The following is a 19,032-nucleotide window of genomic DNA, read 5'->3' on the forward strand; positions in this document are numbered from 1 at the left end:
CGTCGAACGGCATGTGGACCTATCACCCCGATCTTCTCGCGATTCCCGTACCGCGCTACACAAGCTACCCGACTGCGGCCGAGTTCGTCGACGGCACGGGCGGAGACCTGTTTGCCACGGCCATCGATGGTGTCAGCGGCGATGTGTCGCTCTACGTTCACATCCCCTTCTGTGAGAAGATCTGCTGGTATTGCGGCTGCAACACCGGCGTGGCCAACCGCACGGCGGCAAGTGCGGAGCGGGTGGGCCGCTACCTCGACGCCTTGCACAAGGAAATCGTTCTCGTTGCCGAGCGGCTTCCCGGCACAGCGCGGGTGGCGCGCCTGGCGTTCGGCGGCGGGAGCCCCAACGGGATCTCGCCGATAGATTTCGTGCGGCTGGTCGATGCGCTGACGCTTCAGTTCGAAACATCGAGGCCGATGATGTCCATCGAACTCGATCCGCGAACCCTCACCAGTGACTGGGCCGCTGTCATCGCGGCGGTCGGAATCGAGCGGGCGAGTCTCGGCGTGCAGACGTTCGATCCCCGTCTGCAGCAGGCCATCGGGCGTATTCAGCCAGCGCGGATGATCGCGGACGCCACCGCCATGTTGCGCAAGGCCGGGGTCCGTTCCCTCAATTTCGACCTTATGTACGGCCTGCCCGGCCAGACGATGGCCGAACTGGAGGACTCGCTGGAGCGGACGGTCGCTCTCGGCGCGGATCGCATCGCCCTGTTCGGTTACGCCCATGTTCCGCACCTGATCGCGCGCCAGCGGAAGATCGACGCCCGGGACCTGCCCGATGCCGGGGCACGCTTCGCGATGGCGGCGCACGGCTATGAATTCCTGACCCGGAGAGGCTACATCCCGGTCGGCTTCGACCACTTCGCTCTTCCCACGGACCCGCTGGCCCGCGTGACCCTCGAAGGCAAGCTGAGACGCAATTTCCAGGGCTTCACGGATGAACAGGCGCCTGTGCTGCTGGGGCTGGGGGCTTCGGCGATCTCAAGCTTTCCCGGCCTCCTCGCACAGAACGAGAAGAACACGGGCCGCTACCGCACGATGCTGTCGCAGGATCGCTTCTCCGCCACGCGCGGAATAGAACGCAGCCTGGACGATCAGCGGCGCGGAGCGGTGATAGAATCTCTGCTGTGCCGCAGCCGGGCACGGCTCGACCCGGAGTTGCGGGATGCCGCTCTGCCGCTTCTTCAGCCTTACCGCGAGGCGGGACTTTGCGACCTGGAGGGCGAAGAACTGGTTATCGCGCCTGCCGGGCTCCCCTATGCCCGCTCCATCGTGGCGCGCCTTGATCCGTACCGGCAGGGATCGCTGCGAAAGTTCAGCGCGGCGGTCTGACGCGGCTGCGCCGGTAAGCCTTCCGACCGAAAAGAGCGGATTTCGGCCGATGGGAAAGCGTGAATTGACCGTAATCAATGTGAAGCGGGCGGCTACCTGCGATGCGGGCGGAGCCGGTCCGCCGCATCACATCCGCCCTGGCGGACCCCCGATGCGGTAACCGCTTCTCCCCAACTTCAGGGCGGCCCCGCCTCATGGCGGGCCGCCCTTTTTTAGACCCTGTGTTTCCGAGCGCAGTGAGCAAAAGAAAAGGCGGCCTGAGCCGCCTCTTCCCTCCTCTCAACTCTGAAACTCGTGGCGCGTCAGTTGGCGCTTGCGACGCCCGACTGCATGTAAGGGATCGGGTTCACGGCGTTGCCGGCCACGCGAACTTCGTAGTGCAGGTGCGGACCGGTCGAGTTGCCGGTGCTGCCGACGTACCCGATGATGTCGCCCTTGCGCACGCGCTGGCCGTCAGCGACGTTGAGGCGCGACATATGACCATAGCGGGTCTGCATGTCGCCGCCATGTTCGATCGAAACGAACAGGCCGTAGCCGCTGAACCACGAGGCGCGGCTCACCATGCCGTCAGCGGTCGCGTAGATGGGGGTGCCGACGGGCGCGGCAAGATCGACGCCCTTGTGGCCACGGCGACCGCCCAGAATGGGATGGTTGCGCATGCCGAAGTTGCTCGTCAGGCGGCTGTCAGCGAGGGGGTTGCGCGAGGGGATGGCGACGGATGCGATGCCGCCGACCTGAGCCTTCGGCTTGGCGGCCGCAAGGCCTGTTTCCTCGTAGTTTTGCCAGGAGCTGAAAAGCTGGGTGAACTGCTCGTCTTCGTTACCGGCGGCTGAATTGGCGGCCTGGCTGGTACGAAGGGTGGAGGAGATGTCCGCAGCGGCAGCGCTGCTGTTGGCCATTGCCGGATGAGCGGCGATGGTAAGGCCCGCGGCGACACAGATACCGGTCACTGCGCGGAACTTGGCGAAGAATTTCGTTACGACCACTCGCAATACCTTGTTATCCGCCGAAACCCGAAGGGCCGACGTGCTTTCCAGCGCCCTGCAAGCAGGATGCGCCCGGTTTTCTGGAGATGGTCGGAACCCCCCGCCGTCTCTCGAGATGTGACTTATGTCGTTAGCTTCGGCTCAGGCAAGCGCTGTATACAGATCCCGCGATAAACCGGCTGCAAGGCGCGCCGAGTCGTTGAACGGTGGTTTCAGAGATCCCGGAAAGTGGCGGGAAACCAAGGTTTTCCAAAGTTCGGACGGGTCAGCGGCGAGTCGTTTCGCCGCCATTTCGAAATAGTTTGCGCCAAATCGGACGTGCCGAATTTCGTCGTCAAGAATTCGTTTGAGGATGCGTGCGCCCCGGAAGTCTCCCACCGACTCGACACGTGCAATGGTCGTTGGCGTGACGTCCAGCCCCCGCGCTTCAAGCACCATCGGCACCACGGCGAGCCGCGCGGCGACGTCGTGGCGGGTGTCGTGTGCAGCGCTCCACAGGCCGTCGTGTGCGGGAAGGGCGCCGTAGTGGCTGCCCAATGTATGCAGATGCCGCTCAAGCAGCATGAAATGCATGGCTTCGTCAGCAGCCACGCCCAGGAAGTCCGACACGAACGATCGGCCCATCTGTTCCCCGAACCGCCCGGCCATGTCGAGCGCCAGGTCGATAGCGACGAACTCGATGTGAGCCAGGGCATGCCACAAGGCGATCCGGCCGCGTTCGGAGCCGGCCTTGCCGCGCTTGGGCATCTGGCCCGGCGCCAGAAGTACCGGTGCCTCAGGCCTGCCCGGTGTCTCGGGCATGGCGGCATCGAACACGAAGTCGAGCTGGCCGACGCGCCAGTCCCGCGCCACTTTGCGGGCGAGCATGACCTTGGCCCGCGGATCGCTTTCGCACAGGGCAAGGCGTATCGCGGCCGAGACGGTCACGCAGGGGCCGTTGGAGTGCATCAGAGAGCCTTTGCGGCCTCCAGGACCTTCGCGGCGTGGTCCTTCACCTTCACCTTGTCCCAGACCTGCGCGATCCGGCCGTCGGGGCCGATCAGGTAGGTGGTCCGCACCATGCCCATATAAGTGCGCCCGTAGTTCTGCTTCTCCGTCCAGATACCCAGCGCGTCCGAAAGGCCGTTTTCCTCGGCGTCCGTCGCGAGCGGGGCCTTCAACTCGTGCTTGGCGATGAAGTTCTGGTGCTTCTTCGGCGCGTCCTTGCTGACGCCGAGCAGCGCCACGCCGGCAGCGTCGAACTCGCCCTTCAGCGCGGAGAAATCTAGGTTCTCGGTCGTGCAGCCGAGGGTGTTGTCCTTGGGATAGAAAAACACCACCAGCTTCTTGCCCGCAAAGTCGGAGGGTTTCACCGTGCCGCCCTCCGGCGTCTCCAGCGCGATGTCGGGGAACAGGTCGCCGGTGTGCGGGCGGGTCATCATGCTTCTATCTCCAGGGTCTCGCCGAACGCATCGTGCCATGCCTCCGCGATGTTGCGGCGGGCCTCGGCCAGTCCGGCTTCCAGCGTCTCCCAGTCGCCATAGCCGCACGCACGCACGAGAGCCAGACGCGCGGCGGGAGCGGGTACGCGCGCGTCCGGAGCGAGGAGGCGTCCCGCCACGAGCAGGCGCGTCAGTGTGTCGTGCGCGTCCCCCAAAGCGTCACGCACGAGACCTTCCGCGGCCAGCGCGCGAACCGCCTCCCCGAGATCGGGATTGAGCCCCGGTCCACCCTCGCGCAACTGTACGAAGTGGATGATGAACTCGAGGTCGACCAGCCCACCGCGCATCAGCTTCACGTCCAGCGCTCCGCCTGGCGGTTTGTGCCGCGCCATCTTCTCGCGCATTTCCAGCACATCGCGCCGCAGCTTGTCGGCGTCGCGCGGGGCGGTAAGGACACTTCGCACGATTTCGGCAAGGGCTCTGCGACCCTGGTCCGAACCGTAGAGGGGCCGCGCACGGCAGAGCGCCATATGTTCCCACGTCCACGCCTGCTCGCGCTGGTAGCGCTCGAAGCTGTCGAGACTGGCGGCGGGTGGGCCCTGTTCCCCTGAAGGCCGGAGCCGGGTGTCGACTTCGAACAGGGCGCCTTGGGCGGTGGCTACCGACAGGGCGGAGATCGCGCGCTGTGACAGGCGGTTGTAGTAATGGGTGGCTCCGAGCGGGCGCCGCCCGTCCGATTCCGACTGGTAGTCACCGTCGAACAGGTAGACGAGGTCGAGGTCGGAAGCGTGCGTGAGGACGCCGCCGCCCATGCGGCCAAGCCCCAGGATCAGCATTTCGCTACCGGCCACCCGGCCGTGCGTACGGCGGAATTCTTCGATCGCGGCATCCGTGAGTACGACCAGCGCCGCCTCCGCGATGCGCGCCAGCGCGTGGCCCACGGCGACCGGATCGTTGACCCCCTCGATGAGTTGGACGCCAAGCTTGAAACGCAGTTCACCCACCTTGCGGCGCACGGCGTCAAGCTTGCGTTCGTAATCGTCACCGGCCTCAAAGCGACGGAACTCGGCCACGAGCTCCTCCACCGGGCCGGGAAGATCGAAGGCGCTGGCGTCGATCAGCGGGTCGAGCAGGTCTGCCCTCCGGGCGAGCGCGTCGGCGAGCGGCGGTGCGAGGCCAAGGATGCGGGCCAGCATGTCGATCAGGGCCGGACGAGCCTGGAGCAGGTTGAACAGGTTGATCGCGCTGGGCAGGTTTCCGAGCAGTTCTTCCCACCGGGCGAGCGCCCGCTCCGGGTCAGGCGCGGAGGCGATCGCGGCGAGCAGATCCCTTCGAATGGCGGCGAACGCGGTCCGCGCCGCCTCCGATCGCAGCGCCCGAACCTTGCCGCCGAGCCAGCCGTCGATCCGTTGCGCCAGTCCCGCCGGATCGGCGAAGCCGAGCGCCTCGAGATCTTCGGGCAGGGTGGACTGATCGGGCACCGACACCGGCACTGCGCCGCTCGGAACGCTGGCCATGATGAGCGTGTCGTAGCGTTCGCCCACAGCCTCGGTGATCGAGGTCAGCTCGTCCAGCAGGCCCTGTCCGCTGTCCAGACCGTCAAGCCGGGCGACGGCTTCGATTCCTTCGGCACTTTTGGGAAGGCTGTGCGTCTGCTGATCCTGCATCATCTGCAGGCGGTGCTCGATCGTACGCAGGCGGTCGTAGCTTTCCCCGAGCAGCACCGCCTCTTCAAGCGGTATCAGCCCGGCCACCGCCAGCGCGTCCAGCGTGGCGCGGGTGCCGCGCAGGCGAAGGGCGGGATGGCGACCGCCATGTATCAGCTGGTGGGTCTGCGCGTAGAACTCCACTTCACGGATGCCGCCGCGCCCCTTCTTGAGATCGAAGCCCGGGCCGACCCGCGAACTGCCGCGTGCGCTCGCCCGGATCTGGGCGGTCAGCCGCCCGATCTCCGTGATGGCGCCGAAGTCCAGACTACGGCGCCACACGAAAGGGCGGATCGCGGTCAGGAACTCCTCGCCCGCCTCGACATCGCCGGCGCAGGCGCGTGCGCGAATGAAGGCCGCACGCTCCCATGTGAGGGCGGACGATTCATAGTGCGAGAGAGCACCGGCCACCGGGATGGCAAGCGGGCTTACCTCGGATGCGGGACGAAGGCGCAGATCGACCCGAAAGACATAACCTTCGTGATCCACGCGCGACAGCGTTTCGACGACCGTGCGGGCCACGCGCTGGGCAGCCTCGCCGGGTTCGTCGCGTTCGCGGCGAGGCAGGACCAGGGGATCGAACAGGAGGATAGGGTCAATGTCCGAGCTGTAGTTGAGCTCGCGCGCGCCATGCTTGCCGAGCGCCAGTGCGAAGAACCCTTTGGGCTGCGAGGGGTCGTAGTCCGGCACGCGCCGCCGGATGCCTGCGACGATCGCGGCGTCCAGAGCGCGGTCCGCGAAGGAGGAGAGCGTGCCGGTCACTTCAAGAAGAGGGAAGGCGCCGGCCAGGTCGCCTATGGCGAGCGCCAGGCTGAGAGCCTGCTTCTCCCGCCGGAGCGCGGCGCCGGTATCGGGCGCGCTGGTTCCGGCCTCACGGGCCAGCGCAAGGGCGCCTTCACCGTCCCCCGCCTCCAGACGCTCAGTGATGCCCGGCAGGCGATCCAGCGCGCTGGCGAGGAAAGGGGCGTGGGCGCGGGCGCGGGCGATGGCGCTTGTCCAGTCGGCACTCATGCCCGCTTCCTGCCCCGTGACGCCGCGCCGGGCAATAGGGGCGAACAACCCCGCCGAGCCTTGCTGCTCATCCTCGTGCCGCCACTTGTGCCTCACAATCGGGTCTGGCACCTGTGAGGTTCTTCCAGATGAGGTGCCTTGATGAAGGTTTACATGCCCCTTGCCGTCGTTGCCCTTGGCCTGTCGGTGGCCGCTGCGGGCCAGAGCGGCGCATTGCCCAAAGGGACAGCGCTGCCCCCGCCGCCGGAGGCCGGCGCCCAGCCGGACGTGCCGGTCGACCTGATGAAGGAGGTGACCCGGCGCCTGTCAGCCGACGACTTCGAGGGGCGCGCACCCAGCACTGCGACAGAGCCGAGGGTGCTCGACTACATCATCGCGCAGTTCAAGGCGGCCGGGCTCCAGCCGGGCAACAAGGGTGAGTGGCTGCAGGCCGTTCCCACGGTCGAGATCACGGCGCAGAACCATACGCCCCTCACCATCGGCGGTCCCTCGACACAGCTGTCGTTCAAGCCAGGCGAAGATTTCGTGGCGGTCAGCTACCGCGTGACGCCAAAGACCCGGATCGCAAACAGCGAACTGGTCTTCGTGGGATACGGCATCAACGCGCCCGAACTCGGCTGGAACGACTACGCAGGCGTCGACATGAAGGGCAAGACCGCGGTCATCCTCGTCAACGACCCCGACTACGCGATGAAGGGTGAGGAGGGGCTCTTCCGGGGGCGCCGCATGACCTATTATGGCCGCTGGACCTACAAGTTCGAGGAAGCAGCCCGTCAGGGCGCGACGGCCGCGTTGATCGTCCATGACACCTTCCCCGCCGCCTATGGCTGGAATGTCGTCAATTCGAGCTGGACCGGCGCGCAGTATTCGGTCCAGACGCCGAACGATGCCATGGACCAGACCATGGCGAACGGCTGGGTGCAGAAGCCGGTGGCGGAAGCCATCTTCAAAGCGGCGGGTAAGGACTTGGCGGCGCTCACCAAGGCGGCTCAGACGAAGGGTTTCAAGGCCGTGCCGCTTGGCCTCACGGCGGGCCTCGGCTTCGACAACGCCATCCGGCGGTCCACCTCAAGCAACGTCGTCGGCATCCTGCCCGGCACGTCCCGCCCCGATGAGGTCGTGCTCTACTCGGCGCATTGGGACCACCTTGGCCGCTGCACGGCGGACAAGACCGGTGACGACATCTGCAACGGTGCGGTGGACAACGCCGACGGCGTGGCCGCGATCACAGCTATCGCGAAGATGAACGCCGAAGCGGGTGCGGCCGAGCGGAGCCAGGTCTTTGTGGCCCTCACCCTCGAAGAGTCGGGACTGCTGGGTTCGGAATACTACGCTGCCAATCCCATCTACCCGCTCGATCACACGGTCGGCGGCGTGAACGTGGACGCGTTGCTGCCTACGGGCCGGGCGAAATCCTATACCCAGACCGGGGGAGACAAGTCCGAGCTGGGGGACATCTACCTCAAGGCGCTGGCGGCGCGTGGCCTATCGGACGTCCCGGAAGATCATCCCGAACATGGCGGCTACTACCGCTCCGACCATTTCAGCCTCGCCAAGCGCGGCGTGCCGATGTTCAATGTCGGGCGCAGCAACGATCTTGCCTCGGGCGGAACGGTGGCCGGTGAAAAGGCGGCCCAGGCTTACAACCAGGACCAGTACCATGGCCCGGCCGATGAATATTCTGAGGACTGGGACTGGAGCGGGATCGCGCAGGACGTCGAACTCTTCTACGCGCTCGGCCGCGAACTGGCGGATGGCACCACCTGGCCGAACTGGCGCAAGGGCGACGAATTCCGCGCCGTTCGCGACAAGGCATGCGCCGCAGCGACCAAAGGATGCAACACCAAGTGACTTTCGCCCTTCCGCCCGAATGGAGCCCGCAGGACTGGATCTGGATCGGGTTCCCCCATGACCCGGTCGAGTGGCCCGGTTTCCTCGAACGGGCGCAGGAGCAGATGGCCGCCTTCGCCAACGCCGTTGCGGAAAGCGGCCAGGAAGTCCGCCTCATCGTGCGCGATGAAACCAATCGCGCGCGGGCATCGGAACTGGTGTCGGAGACGGTGAAGCTGGACACGCGGCGCTATGGCGACGTGTGGCTCAGGGACACCGGCCCGCTGGTCGTCACCGATGCGCACGGCCATCGTAAGGCCATGCGTTTCGGCTTCAACGGCTGGGGCGGGAAGTACCTGATGGACGGGGACCAGGAGATCGGCGAGGAACTGGCGCGTGAAGCCGGCCTCAGTGTCGAGACGGGCGACTGGATCCTCGAGGGCGGAGCGATCGACGGTGACGGCACCGGACTGGTGGCGGTTACCGAGCAGGTATTCCTCAATCCCAACCGTAACCCGCACCTGACCCGCGCCGACCTGGACATGCGGCTGGCGCGCGATCTTGGCTATGACCGGGTGCTGTGGCTGGGCGAGGGGCTCATCAACGATCACACCGACGGCCATGTCGACAACCTCGCGCGGTTCGTGGCCCCGAACCGGCTGGCGGTGCCTCGCGCCACTGGACCGAATGATCCGAACGCCGCGATCTACGCGGATGCCAAAGCGCGTGCCGAGGCGATGGGTGTCGAGGTCGTCGAAGTGCCCTCGCCGGGGAGGGTGGAGACCGACGGCCGGATCGAACCCGCGAGCTACATGAATTTCGCGATAACCTCCAGGCTGGTGGTCGTCCCGATCTACGGCACGGCGCATGACGACGAGGGGGTAGCCGCCATTGCCGCGCTGTTCCCGGATCGCGATACGGTGGGCATCATGGCCGATGCGGTGCTGGCCGGCGGTGGATCCTTCCACTGCTCCAGCCAGCAGATGCCCTCCGCGTAGAAAACCCGTAACACTTTGGAAACCCATGCGCGCGCATAGCCGTGCGCATGGCACCTATCGTGGCTCTTGCGCAGGCTCATCTCTCCGGCACCGGTATCGAGTGGCTGCGCCCCCTGATCGTGAGCGGTTGTGCGCTGGCGCTCATCCTGGCGCGCGACGCATTGCCGTTCTGACCTCTACAGGGTGCCGGACGGTCCAGGCGGTGATCCGGCGGTAAACGTCGTCACGTCAGCGTCATACGGGCAGCGGGCAGCAGCAGTCCGCCGCACTTGCTGCACTGCACACCTTCATATTGCGATGCAGCAAAATTTTGTCGCATTCCGATGATGCAATTGAAACCACCGGCACCCACTCTCAAGGCTCCTCGTTTGGTGGAGACGACAATGCGCAACATGAATGACCACGACCGCGATCGCGACCGGGCCCGCTTGCGCGAATCGCTGATTGGAAACGGTCTGCTTTTCCTGTTCGGCTGCGGCGTTCTGGGCTTCCTCGTGGCGGTGGACCGTGTAGACTGGTTCTCGATCCGGCCTGCTACCGGGAGCTCTGTCGCCATGGCTCGTGCCAGTGAGAGGGCACCCAGAGTGGGGCCGGCAGTGGGTCAACCGGTAAGCGCGGAGCCTCTCAAGACCCCATGATCGTAGCCAAGATACCCGGTTCCCGTCGCGTCTTTCAGGAGATCTGGAAGCCGCTGGCTCTTCTGTTCGTATGGGATGTGGTGGTGACGATCACCTACTACGTCCTGCCCTTCACGGCACCGGAACTGCCTATCACTTTGTTTGGCTCGGCGCTTGCGCTGTTCCTCGGCTTCCGCAGCAACTCGGCCTACCAGCGCTGGTGGGAGGGGCGCGGGCTCTGGGGTCTGATGATCAACGCCAGCCGCAACATCGCGCGTGCTGCCCGCAACTTCATGCCCGATCCCGATGCCTCGGACCTGAAGCGGAAGATCGTCTACCGTCAGATCGCCTACGTGAATGCACTGCGCTGCCAGTTGCGCCGTCTGCCACAGGACGAAGAGGTTCTGCGCCTTCTTCCCAAGCATGAGAAGGACCTGGCGCTCCAGCGTGTCAATGTGGCCAACGGTATCCTTGACGGCACCGGCCGCCGTATCGACGAAGCACGCCGCAAAGGCTGGATTGACACCATCCAGCAGGCGCAGATGGAGGCCGTCCTCGTCGACATCGCAAACGCGCAAGGCGGCATGGAGCGGTTGAAGAACACGCCGCTGCCCTTCCAGTACCGCTTCATACCGAAAGTCTTCACGCACCTGTTTTGCGTTCTCCTGCCGATCGGGCTGGTCGAGACGCTGCAGTTCGCGACGCCGCTGGGTTCGACGATGGCGGGGCTGATGTTCCTGGCGGTCCTCGCAATCGGCGACGATCTCGTCGACCCTTTCGCCAACGACGTCCACGACCTGCCACTCAACGCCATGTGCCGCACGATCGAGATCGACCTGCTTCAGTCCATCGGCGAGGACGCGCCGGAGCCGGTCACGCCTGACAGGCACGGCGTGCTGTGGTAATCGTCACCGCATGAAGCTTTACACGGATCGTCAGGTCGCCAGCGCCGCGTTGCGCTTCGGCAAGGTTTTCAGCGCAGAAGCGCGGGCGGATCTCAGCCCGGTCGGGCTTCTTGCGATTGGCGCGATGGTGACCGGCATCCTTCTGGGCAGTGCGGTGATCGTGGCCGTCGCGACAGCTGGCTCGAAGAAGGCGAAGGAGCATGGCCCCTCTCCATCGTCGCTACCGCCGCGCTGAATCCGCGCGCCACGAGCGGCAACGGGGCAGGGGGCGAAGGTCTCCGACGCCCCCGGGATGTGTCCTTATTCCTTCTTCGACGCGAACCAGATCACGTGCTTGGGCCCCTTGCCGTTGCTCCGTGAAGCGACCTTCACCTCGTTGACGAAGAACCCGGCCTTTTCCAGCCGCCGGGTGAACGCAGGATCTGGCCCTGCGGACCAGATCGCCAGCACGCCGTCCGGTGTCAGCGCCCGCTTGGCCGCCCGTAGACCCGCGAGGGAATAGAGGACGTTGTTGTCCTCCCGCACCAGACCGTCCGGCCCGTTATCGACGTCGAGCAGGATGGCGTCGTAATCGCCCATGCCCGCGCCGATGACGGTGGAGACGTCGCCCATCAGCAGGTTCACGCGCGGATCGTCCAGGCAGCCCTGCTGGACATGCGCCATGGGGCCACGCGCCCATTCGATGATCTCGGGCACGAGTTCCACCACGGTTGCCTGAGCGTTTTCGGGCATCACCTTCAGGGCCGCCCTGAGAGTGAAACCCATGCCGTAGCCGCCAATCAGCATGTGAGGCCGCCGGGAGTTCCGGATGCGCTCCCATGCCATCGTCGCGAGAGCTTCCTCCGACCCCCACTTGCGCGTGCTCATCAACTCGTTGTGACCGAGCACGATCATGAAGTCCTGGTCGTGCTTGAAAAGCTCGAGCTTTTCTCCGCCCGGAACCCACGCGGTGTCGATGAGCTCGCGCTGGATCATGCCTTCAAGTCCGGAGCCAGAGCCTCACCCTTGAGCAGCGCGATCGCGTCCTCAAGCGACATGACCTTCTGGTGCTCGGCGCCCAGCGTGCGGATCGCCACGGTGCCTTCCTCGGCCTCCCGCTTGCCCACCACGAGAAGGTGCGGAACCTTCTTCAGCGAATGCTCGCGCACCTTGTAGTTGATCTTCTCGTTGCGCAGGTCCGTTTCGGTGCGAACGCCCGCGGCCTTCAGTTTGGCCGTGACTTCGGCGGCATAGCCGTCGGCGTCGGACACGATCGTGGCGACGACCGCCTGCACCGGCGCAAGCCACACCGGCAGCTTGCCCGCAAAGTGTTCGATCAGGATGCCGATGAAGCGTTCGTACGAGCCGAAGATCGCGCGGTGCAACATGACCGGGCGGTGCTTCTCGCCGTCCTCGCCGATGTAGCTGGCGTCGAGGCGCTCAGGCAGCACGCGGTCGGACTGGATCGTGCCGACCTGCCAGGTGCGGCCGATCGCGTCGGTCAGGTGCCATTCCAGCTTGGGCGCGTAGAAGGCGCCTTCGCCGGGCAGTTCCTCCCAGCCATATTCCTCGGTGGCAAGACCGGCGCGGACCACAGCGTTGCGCAGCTCGTCCTCGGCCTTGTCCCACATCTCGTCGCTGCCGAAGCGCTTTTCGGGACGCAGGGCAAGCTTGATGGAATAGGTGAAGCCGAAGTCCTTGTAGATGCGGTCGGCCAGTTCGCAGAACGCCTGGACTTCGCTCACGATCTGATCCTCGCGGCAGAAGATGTGGGCATCATCCTGCGTGAACTGGCGCACGCGCATCAGGCCGTGAAGCGCGCCGTGCGGTTCGTTGCGGTGGCAGCAGCCGTTCTCGTAGAGGCGCATCGGCAGTTCGCGGTACGACTTGATCCCCTGGCGGAAGATCAGGACGTGCGCAGGGCAGTTCATCGGCTTGAGCGCCATCCACTCCGCCGCATCCGACACGATCGGGCCTTCGTCCTCCACATTGGGCACTTCGTCCGGAATGACGAACATGTTCTCGCGGTACTTGCCCCAGTGACCCGACTGCTCCCACTGGCGCGCGTCCATGACCTGCGGGGTCTTCACCTCGCGATAACCGGCGCCGTCGATGGCGCGGCGCATGTACGCTTCCAGTTCACGCCAGATCAGGTAGCCCTTGGGGTGCCAGAAGACCGAACCGTGCGCTTCGGCTTGAAGATGGAACAGGTCCATTTCGTTGCCGAGCTTGCGATGGTCGCGCTTCGCGGCCTCCTCAAGGCGCGTCAGGTGTGCGGAGAGTTGCTTCTTGTTCAGCCAGCCGGTGCCGTAGATGCGGCTGAGCATCGCGTTGTTCTGGTCGCCGCGCCAGTAGGCGCCCGAGACCCGCGTCAGCTTGAAGGCGCTCGGATCCAGCTTGCCGGTGGAGGGCAGGTGCGGGCCGCGGCACATGTCGAGCCAGTCCTCGCCGGACCAGTAGACCGTCAGCGGCTCGTCACCCGGCAGTTCGGCGGCCCATTCGGCCTTGAACGTCTCGCCCTGCTGCTTCCAGCGGCTGATGAGCTGTTCCCGATCCCAGACTTCGCGGCGCAGCGGCTTGTCGGCGGCGATGATCCTGCGCATTTCCGCTTCGATCGCGGGCAGGTCCTCGTCCGTGAACGGGCGGTCCTTCGGCGCGAAGTCATAGTAGAAACCGTCGTCCGTCGATGGGCCGAAGGTGATCTGCGTTCCGGGGAACAGCGCCTGCACGGCTTCGGCCAGAATGTGCGCGTAATCGTGCCGGGCCAGATCCAGCGCTTCGGCCTCGTCGCGGCTGGTGATCAGCGCGAGCTGCGAATCGCCGGTGAACGGAAGGGACAGGTCAACCAGTTCGCCGTTGATCTTCGCGGCAAGGGCCGCCTTGGCAAGGCCCGGGCCGATGGCTGCAGCGACATCAGCAGGAGTCGATCCCTGCGGCATCTCGCGAACGGAACCGTCGGGAAGGCTGATCTTGAACATTTCGGACATGGACGGACTCATCTTTCGTTTGCCCCATGCGATACCAAAGCATGTGGGCGGCAAAGCGTCTGGGATTTGGAGCGCGCCATGGCACAAGCGGGCCTTCAGGTGAAGGTGCGGCGTCCGTTAAATGGCTTCGCATGCTGGAACAGACGCCGTTTTCGCCAGAGCCGGGTGGGGATGCTCGCGTTCAGGCGGCCATCCACCACGCCGGGGGAAGCCGGGTCGTCCGATAGTCATCGTGGCCGTGGACGATGGCGGCATGAGGCGAATCTCGGCATCGGCTCGCCAAAGACCATCCAACGACGGTCCTCACGCAGGGCGCCAACGGTCTTTCGCTCCCGATGGCGATGCTGTAAGATCGGCCTTACGCGACAACGTAGGGGTGAGCGATGGCTTCCGGGCCACACCGACGCAGACGAGGTACACGAATAGGCGTCGCAGTTGCCATTGCTGCGGTGCTTGCTCTCTCCATTGGCGTGGTTCAGGCCTGGGACGAGCCCGTCTCTCGGCGCGAAAGCACGCTGACGGGTGCCTTGGGAACCGATGGCAAGCTCGTGCTGCGCGTGATGGCGCCAACCCTCTACTGACGCTTCAGTGCAGGGTAGGTGCCGCTGGCCTGCGTTCGCTCAGCTTGGCCAGAATGACCATCGAAAGCCATCCGGCTGTCATGCAAACCCATGGCATGACAGGGTAGTGGAAGCGGGACTGACCGGAGAATACCAGGCAGATCAGCGTTGGATACAGCGCGATGCCATAGGGCGTCAGCCACCAGCCCAGCCACCGTTGGCCGTCCTTCCGCCGACGGGCGACCATCACGAAGAAGGCAACCGCGAACGCCGCCATCAGCAGCAGATAATAGGCCTGGTTGAGCAGCCGAACGGCGCGATAAGCTATTTCGATACGCTCATAGCCCGGTGCGCCGGCCTGGTAGGCCCACTCGGCTTCGCCATCGGGTAGCCAGAGCCGAAGAAGTTTCTTTGGAGCCAGTTCGAGGAAGCGGTCCGGGTTCTCGGCGATCCAGGCGATGGCCAGCCCGCGCGCTGCGGCATCCCGGCTTGCTTCGTCGAGCCCGGCGCGGGCCATGAGGTCCTTCACGACGGTGGCGTCGGGGGAGTAGTCCCCTGTGGCGCTGTCGTGGTTGCCGGTCAGCAGCGTATAGCCCCCGTTGGTGGAGACGGCGATCCAGTGCCCAAGCTGCACCTGGTTGCGGATCGTCCAGGGCAGCACGGTCGCCGCTGCCACGGCCAGCACCAGCAGGCCTTCTGCGAAGAGGCGCGGGAAGCGGCCGAGAAGAGGGTCCTTGCGCAGCCAGTCAATCGCGAAGAGAACCGGTATGACAACCACCGTCTGCGCCTTGACGAGGGTGGCGAACCCGAAGAGCACACCGGCGCTGACAAGGTGCAGCCAATGACTGCGGGCCACGATGATCCAGCACGCTGTCATCAGAAGGGCGGTGTAGAACACTTCCGTAAGGGCAAGCGGAACATAGCCGATCGCGTTCGGGTAGACGGCCAGCAGCAGAAGGCCCGCTCGCGCCGCCGCTTCGGACCCGAACAGGCGGCGCCCCAGCACCAGTGTGAGCGCTCCGGTAAGTGCAGCGCAGGCCAGATTGAACAGGCCCACCACGCCGGTGGACACGCCGAACTGGAAGAACACAAGGCTGAGCGCCAGCGGCCAGCCCGGCGGCCAGAATGCGGTCGGAGCGCCCGCATTGTCGAGGTAACCCTGCCCCGCAGCCAGACTTGCCGCCCGCAGGTAGTACCATTCGGCATCGGACGTCGGCTGTACGTCGATCAGCAGCACCGCCGCGCGCAGGGCGAGATAGATCGCCCATATGCCCGCCAGCACCCGGCGATCGGAAGCGAACCATTCAAGCCGCAAGGCAAGCCGGGTAGGCCGGGAAGGAAAGCGGATGACCTTGGCGCTCATGTCGGCCCGAAGTTGCTGATCGGGTTCTAAAAGCCGATTCGCAGCAGGTGGTCCAGCGGTTTCGACGGCGAATACGGTCTCCGCCTTGCCGTGGCGCGTGCGGGTTCCCAATAAGGGGCCATGACTTCGACCAGCTACCTCGATCTTTCGGACGGGCGTTCCATCGCGTACCGCTTCACGCCCGGCAACGGCCCCGTCATCGTCTTCCTGCCGGGCTACATGTCCGACATGGCCGGTTCGAAGGCGGCTGCGCTGTTCGACATGGCTCGGGCCAGCGGTCTTCCCTGCCTCCTGTTCGACTATTCCGGATGCGGAGAGAGCCCCGGCGATTTCGCCGACGGCACGCTTTCACGCTGGAAGGCGGAGGTCCTTGCCCTGATCGCGGCGCTCGAGACGGACGAGAAGATCGTGCTCGTGGGATCCTCGATGGGAGGATGGCTGATGCTCATGGCCGGGCTGGCGCTGGGCGATCGCCTGGCTGGCCTGGTCGGCATCGCGGCTGCGCCGGACTTCACCGAGTGGGGCATTCCGCAGATGGACAAGGCCCTGCTGGCCGACGGCGAGACGATCTTCGAGGACAATCCCTACGGCCCGGAGCCGACTCCGACTCACCCGGGCTTCTGGGCGGACGGACAGGCCAATCTCATGCTCGAGGGGGAGATCGCCATCGATGCTCCCGTCCGCCTGCTGCACGGCCAGCGTGACGCGGATGTGCCCTGGGACATCGCACTGCAACTGGCCGAACGCCTGCGTTCACAGGATGTGCAGGTAACTCTCGTCAAGGACGGCGATCACCGTCTCTCGCGCGATAGTGACATTCGCCTGCTGCTGCGCACCGTCGCGGAACTGGTGCTGCCGCGCGCGCCGGAGGCTTCTGCGGAGTCCTGAATAGACATGTCCCCCGTGCTTCTCCTGCTTCCCCTCATGGCCCAGGTCGGACCGGCCTCCGCGCTGCCCAGCGCGACCCGGCCTTATGCCTCGTCTCTTCCGATCGAGATCATCGAGAAGAAAGACAAGGAGGACCGGGACAGGCGAGCCCGTGAAGCCCGTAATGTCGCCCTGCCCTCCCGCGGCCCCGATGGCGATGGCTGCCTTGCCGCGGTCGAGGCCAATCCCGAGCGCTCCGCAGAACTCGCACGGACGGCGCTGGGGGATGCCATCGGGCGCGAGCGGGTGCGGGCCGGGCTGTGTCTGGGCGTCGCGCTGTCCGAGCTGAACCGCTGGGATGAGGCGCGGGTCGCCTTCATCAATGCCCGCGATGCCGCTGAGGCAACCGATCATGCCAGCCGGGCCCGTCTCGGGGCTATGGCGGGGAACGCGGGGCTGGCGGCCGGAAAGGCCGGAGAGGCGCTATCGCTGCTGGCCCCCGCCGCGACCGATGCCAAGATCGTCGGCGATACCGAACTTGCCGCCTCGATCGCACTGGACCGCGCGCGTGGCCTTGTCGCGGTGAAGCAGCCGGAAGAGGCGGCAAACGCCCTTGCCGAGGCGCGTGCGGCTCAGCCGTCAAATCCGCAGGCATGGCTGCTTTCCGCCACGCTTTCCCGGCGGCAGGACAAGCTGTCGCAAGCGCAGGCGGAGATCGAAAAGGCCGCTGGCCTGGCGCCTCAGGATCCGGAGATCGGCCTTGAAGCCGGCGTCATCGCCATGTTGTCCGGCAACGAGGCCGCAGCGCGGCGGAGCTGGGACTCCGTGATCGCGGCAGCCCCGCAGTCGGACGCGGCGACCACGGCGCGCAATTATCTTTCCCAGCTTGGTGCGGAGGCCGCGCCGGGCAAGGCACAATAAAAAGGTTTTCCCATGGTTCCGCTTTCTGTTCTCGATCTCGTCACCGTCCGCGAGGGCGGAACCGTGGCCGAAGCCCTCGACATCAGCGTGCGTACAGCGCAGGCGGCCGAGCGCACCGGCTACAAGCGCTACTGGGTGGCAGAGCATCACGGGATGGAGGGCATCGCCGGCGGCGCCACGTCCGTGGTGCTCGCGCACCTTGGCAACGCCACCAGCACGATCCGGATCGGTGCGGGCGGGATCATGCTCCCCAACCACACCCCCTATGTCATAGCCGAGCAGTTCGGCACGCTGGCAGCGCTTTTCCCGGGTCGGGTCGATCTCGGCCTCGGCCGGGCACCCGGCGCGGACGGGCGGCTTGCCCATGCCTTGCGCAAGGACATCCATGCCGCGGCCGAGCGCTTCCCCAACGATGTGGTGGAACTGCAGGCGCGCTTCGCCGGACAGGCGGCAGGCGGAGTGCCGTCGCCGCAGGCCGCCGGAGCGGATGTCGAGATGTGGATACTGGGGTCAAGCCTCTTCGGCGCGCAACTGGCTGCCATGCTGGGGCTGCCCTATGCCTTCGCCTCGCATTTCGCGCCTGCGGCCCTGGATGACGCAGCCCGCGTCTACCGCGAGCGGTTTCAGCCTTCGGAAACCCTGAAGAAGCCGCACTTCATGGCCGCGATCAATGTCCTGGCGGCGGACACAGACGAGGAAGCGCATTATCTCGCATCCTCCACGGACCAGAGCTTCGTGGCGCTGCGTTCGGGCAATCCGGGGCGTCTGCAGCCGCCCGTGCGCGACTACCGGGCCGGGCTTCCCGGTGCGGCCCGTGCCATGCTTGAGCAGGTGCGGTCGGTCACCGCGGTGGGCACCCCGCAGGCGGTGCGTTCGGGTATCGAGGAATTCGTGGCGCGTACTCAGGCGGACGAGTTGATCGTCAGCGTCGCTACCTACGATCCGGAGGCGCAAATCCGTTCGCTCGAGTTGACGATGGAAGCCCTGAAATAGATGCACCCGGTGCGGGAACGGACAAGCTAAGGAGCAATACCGCAACGGGGTTGCGTGAGAGGCATTGACCGCGCGCGAAAATTGCGGAACGCAGGCGCCCATGGAAAAAGCAGACGTTGTCATCGTGGGAGCGGGGCATGGGGGTGCGCAGTGCGCGCTTGCCCTGCGCCAGAACGGGTTCGAGGGAACCATCACCGTCATCGGCCGGGAGCCGGAGTACCCGTACGAGCGTCCGCCGCTCTCCAAGGAGTACTTCGCGCGCGAGAAGACGTTCGATCGTCTGTACATCCGCCCGCCGACGTTCTGGGCCGAGAAGGAGGTGACCTTCAGGCTGTCCACCGAGGTCACGAAAGTGGATCCGGTGGCCAAGGAACTGACGCTCTCGAGCGGCGGTGCGCTGGGGTACGGCAAGCTTGTCTGGGCGACCGGGGGCGACCCGCGCCGCCTGTCGTGCTCGGGCGCGGAGCTGGCCGGGGTCCATGCCGTGCGCACCCGTGAGGATTGCGACACGCTGATGGCCGAAGTCGATGCCGGGACGAAGAACATCGTCG

General features: G+C 65.7%; 19 protein-coding genes. 12 read left to right on the top strand and 7 right to left on the bottom strand.

The window, feature by feature from the left end; translation table 11 throughout:
• Positions 1-11: 11 nt before the first annotated feature.
• Positions 12-1,337 (top strand): oxygen-independent coproporphyrinogen III oxidase, encoded by a 1,326-nt coding sequence (gene hemN / locus QOL62_RS18200; RefSeq protein ID WP_283407146.1) that lies wholly within the window; start codon positions 12-14, stop codon positions 1,335-1,337.
• Positions 1,338-1,639: 302 nt separating this feature from the next.
• On the opposite strand, the gene QOL62_RS18205 is transcribed toward hemN, so the two are convergent.
• The 4 genes from QOL62_RS18205 to QOL62_RS18220 form a co-directional block, all read right to left on the bottom strand.
• Complete coding sequence (locus QOL62_RS18205; RefSeq protein WP_199183847.1) at positions 1,640-2,323, bottom strand: M23 family metallopeptidase; 684 nt, start codon at positions 2,321-2,323, stop codon at positions 1,640-1,642.
• Between the two features lie 141 nt (positions 2,324-2,464).
• Positions 2,465-3,271 carry a ferritin-like domain-containing protein gene (locus tag QOL62_RS18210; RefSeq protein WP_283407147.1) on the bottom strand — a complete coding sequence of 269 codons (807 nt, stop codon included), beginning with the start codon at positions 3,269-3,271 and terminating at the stop codon, positions 2,465-2,467.
• Positions 3,271-3,744, bottom strand: coding sequence for a peroxiredoxin (locus tag QOL62_RS18215; protein ID WP_283407148.1), 474 nt, complete (start codon positions 3,742-3,744; stop codon positions 3,271-3,273). The genes QOL62_RS18210 and QOL62_RS18215 overlap by 1 nt, the downstream gene beginning before the upstream one ends.
• Positions 3,741-6,461, bottom strand: coding sequence for a bifunctional [glutamine synthetase] adenylyltransferase/[glutamine synthetase]-adenylyl-L-tyrosine phosphorylase (locus QOL62_RS18220; protein WP_283407156.1), 2,721 nt, complete (start codon positions 6,459-6,461; stop codon positions 3,741-3,743). The genes QOL62_RS18215 and QOL62_RS18220 overlap by 4 nt, the downstream gene beginning before the upstream one ends.
• Positions 6,462-6,602: 141 nt before the next feature.
• On the opposite strand from QOL62_RS18220, the gene QOL62_RS18225 reads away from it, so the two are divergent.
• From QOL62_RS18225 to QOL62_RS18250, 6 genes are all read left to right on the top strand, one after another.
• Positions 6,603-8,312 (top strand): M28 family metallopeptidase, encoded by a 1,710-nt coding sequence (locus QOL62_RS18225; protein WP_283407149.1) that lies wholly within the window; start codon positions 6,603-6,605, stop codon positions 8,310-8,312.
• Positions 8,297-9,289 carry an agmatine deiminase family protein gene (locus QOL62_RS18230; protein ID WP_283407150.1) on the top strand — a complete coding sequence of 331 codons (993 nt, stop codon included), beginning with the start codon at positions 8,297-8,299 and terminating at the stop codon, positions 9,287-9,289. Before QOL62_RS18225 ends, QOL62_RS18230 begins: the two co-directional genes overlap by 16 nt.
• A gap of 41 nt (positions 9,290-9,330) precedes the next feature.
• On the top strand, positions 9,331-9,462 hold the full coding sequence (locus QOL62_RS18235; protein ID WP_255400462.1) for a hypothetical protein: 132 nt from the start codon (positions 9,331-9,333) through the stop codon (positions 9,460-9,462).
• Positions 9,463-9,672: 210 nt separating this feature from the next.
• Positions 9,673-9,927: a hypothetical protein gene (locus QOL62_RS18240; RefSeq protein WP_233204019.1), complete on the top strand. Its 255-nt coding sequence runs from the start codon at positions 9,673-9,675 to the stop codon at positions 9,925-9,927.
• Complete coding sequence (locus QOL62_RS18245) at positions 9,924-10,811, top strand: bestrophin family protein (protein ID WP_103729917.1); 888 nt, start codon at positions 9,924-9,926, stop codon at positions 10,809-10,811. The genes QOL62_RS18240 and QOL62_RS18245 overlap by 4 nt, the downstream gene beginning before the upstream one ends.
• Before the next feature lie 10 nt (positions 10,812-10,821).
• Positions 10,822-11,046, top strand: coding sequence for a hypothetical protein (locus QOL62_RS18250; protein ID WP_103729916.1), 225 nt, complete (start codon positions 10,822-10,824; stop codon positions 11,044-11,046).
• Positions 11,047-11,111: 65 nt separating this feature from the next.
• Here the strand turns inward: QOL62_RS18250 and QOL62_RS18255 are convergent, their stop codons facing one another.
• Entirely contained in the window at positions 11,112-11,786 is a 675-nt protein-coding gene (locus tag QOL62_RS18255; protein WP_103729915.1) for a spermidine synthase, read from the bottom strand.
• Entirely contained in the window at positions 11,783-13,777 is a 1,995-nt protein-coding gene (thrS, locus tag QOL62_RS18260; RefSeq protein ID WP_103729914.1) for a threonine--tRNA ligase, read from the bottom strand. The genes QOL62_RS18255 and thrS overlap by 4 nt, the downstream gene beginning before the upstream one ends.
• 449 nt (positions 13,778-14,226) lie before the next feature.
• Between thrS and QOL62_RS18265 the strand changes: the two genes are divergently transcribed.
• Positions 14,227-14,358 (top strand): hypothetical protein, encoded by a 132-nt coding sequence (locus QOL62_RS18265; protein WP_283407151.1) that lies wholly within the window; start codon positions 14,227-14,229, stop codon positions 14,356-14,358.
• Positions 14,359-14,362: 4 nt separating this feature from the next.
• On the opposite strand, the gene QOL62_RS18270 is transcribed toward QOL62_RS18265, so the two are convergent.
• Complete coding sequence (locus tag QOL62_RS18270; RefSeq protein WP_283407152.1) at positions 14,363-15,700, bottom strand: glycosyltransferase family 39 protein; 1,338 nt, start codon at positions 15,698-15,700, stop codon at positions 14,363-14,365.
• 120 nt (positions 15,701-15,820) lie between these two features.
• Between QOL62_RS18270 and QOL62_RS18275 the strand changes: the two genes are divergently transcribed.
• The 4 genes from QOL62_RS18275 to QOL62_RS18290 form a co-directional block, all read left to right on the top strand.
• Positions 15,821-16,588, top strand: coding sequence for an alpha/beta hydrolase (locus QOL62_RS18275; protein WP_103729913.1), 768 nt, complete (start codon positions 15,821-15,823; stop codon positions 16,586-16,588).
• Between the two features lie 6 nt (positions 16,589-16,594).
• Entirely contained in the window at positions 16,595-17,488 is an 894-nt protein-coding gene (locus QOL62_RS18280) for a tetratricopeptide repeat protein (RefSeq protein ID WP_283407153.1), read from the top strand.
• 12 nt (positions 17,489-17,500) lie between these two features.
• Positions 17,501-18,481 carry an LLM class flavin-dependent oxidoreductase gene (locus QOL62_RS18285; RefSeq protein ID WP_103729911.1) on the top strand — a complete coding sequence of 327 codons (981 nt, stop codon included), beginning with the start codon at positions 17,501-17,503 and terminating at the stop codon, positions 18,479-18,481.
• A gap of 100 nt (positions 18,482-18,581) precedes the next feature.
• Positions 18,582-19,032 (top strand): FAD-dependent oxidoreductase (locus QOL62_RS18290; RefSeq protein WP_283407154.1); only part of this gene is annotated, 451 nt, incomplete at its 3' end.

Source organism: Novosphingobium panipatense, from assembly GCF_900182875.1.
GTDB classification, from domain to species: Bacteria; Pseudomonadota; Alphaproteobacteria; order Sphingomonadales; family Sphingomonadaceae; genus Novosphingobium; species Novosphingobium panipatense.

Excerpts from the sequence above, each read along its gene's own strand:
- hemN (WP_283407146.1), top strand. The coding sequence starts at position 12 with ATGTGGACCTATCACCCCGATCTTCTCGCGATTCCCGTACCGCGCTAC.
- QOL62_RS18210 (WP_283407147.1), bottom strand. The coding sequence starts at position 3,271 with ATGCACTCCAACGGCCCCTGCGTGACCGTCTCGGCCGCGATACGCCTT.
- QOL62_RS18215 (WP_283407148.1), bottom strand. The coding sequence starts at position 3,744 with ATGATGACCCGCCCGCACACCGGCGACCTGTTCCCCGACATCGCGCTG.
- QOL62_RS18220 (WP_283407156.1), bottom strand. The coding sequence starts at position 6,461 with ATGAGTGCCGACTGGACAAGCGCCATCGCCCGCGCCCGCGCCCACGCC.
- QOL62_RS18225 (WP_283407149.1), top strand. The coding sequence starts at position 6,603 with ATGAAGGTTTACATGCCCCTTGCCGTCGTTGCCCTTGGCCTGTCGGTG.
- QOL62_RS18230 (WP_283407150.1), top strand. The coding sequence starts at position 8,297 with ATGCAACACCAAGTGACTTTCGCCCTTCCGCCCGAATGGAGCCCGCAG.
- QOL62_RS18240 (WP_233204019.1), top strand. The coding sequence starts at position 9,673 with ATGCGCAACATGAATGACCACGACCGCGATCGCGACCGGGCCCGCTTG.
- QOL62_RS18245 (WP_103729917.1), top strand. The coding sequence starts at position 9,924 with ATGATCGTAGCCAAGATACCCGGTTCCCGTCGCGTCTTTCAGGAGATC.
- QOL62_RS18250 (WP_103729916.1), top strand. The coding sequence starts at position 10,822 with ATGAAGCTTTACACGGATCGTCAGGTCGCCAGCGCCGCGTTGCGCTTC.
- QOL62_RS18255 (WP_103729915.1), bottom strand. The coding sequence starts at position 11,786 with ATGATCCAGCGCGAGCTCATCGACACCGCGTGGGTTCCGGGCGGAGAA.
- thrS (WP_103729914.1), bottom strand. The coding sequence starts at position 13,777 with ATGTCCGAAATGTTCAAGATCAGCCTTCCCGACGGTTCCGTTCGCGAG.
- QOL62_RS18270 (WP_283407152.1), bottom strand. The coding sequence starts at position 15,700 with ATGAGCGCCAAGGTCATCCGCTTTCCTTCCCGGCCTACCCGGCTTGCC.
- QOL62_RS18275 (WP_103729913.1), top strand. The coding sequence starts at position 15,821 with ATGACTTCGACCAGCTACCTCGATCTTTCGGACGGGCGTTCCATCGCG.
- QOL62_RS18280 (WP_283407153.1), top strand. The coding sequence starts at position 16,595 with ATGTCCCCCGTGCTTCTCCTGCTTCCCCTCATGGCCCAGGTCGGACCG.
- QOL62_RS18285 (WP_103729911.1), top strand. The coding sequence starts at position 17,501 with ATGGTTCCGCTTTCTGTTCTCGATCTCGTCACCGTCCGCGAGGGCGGA.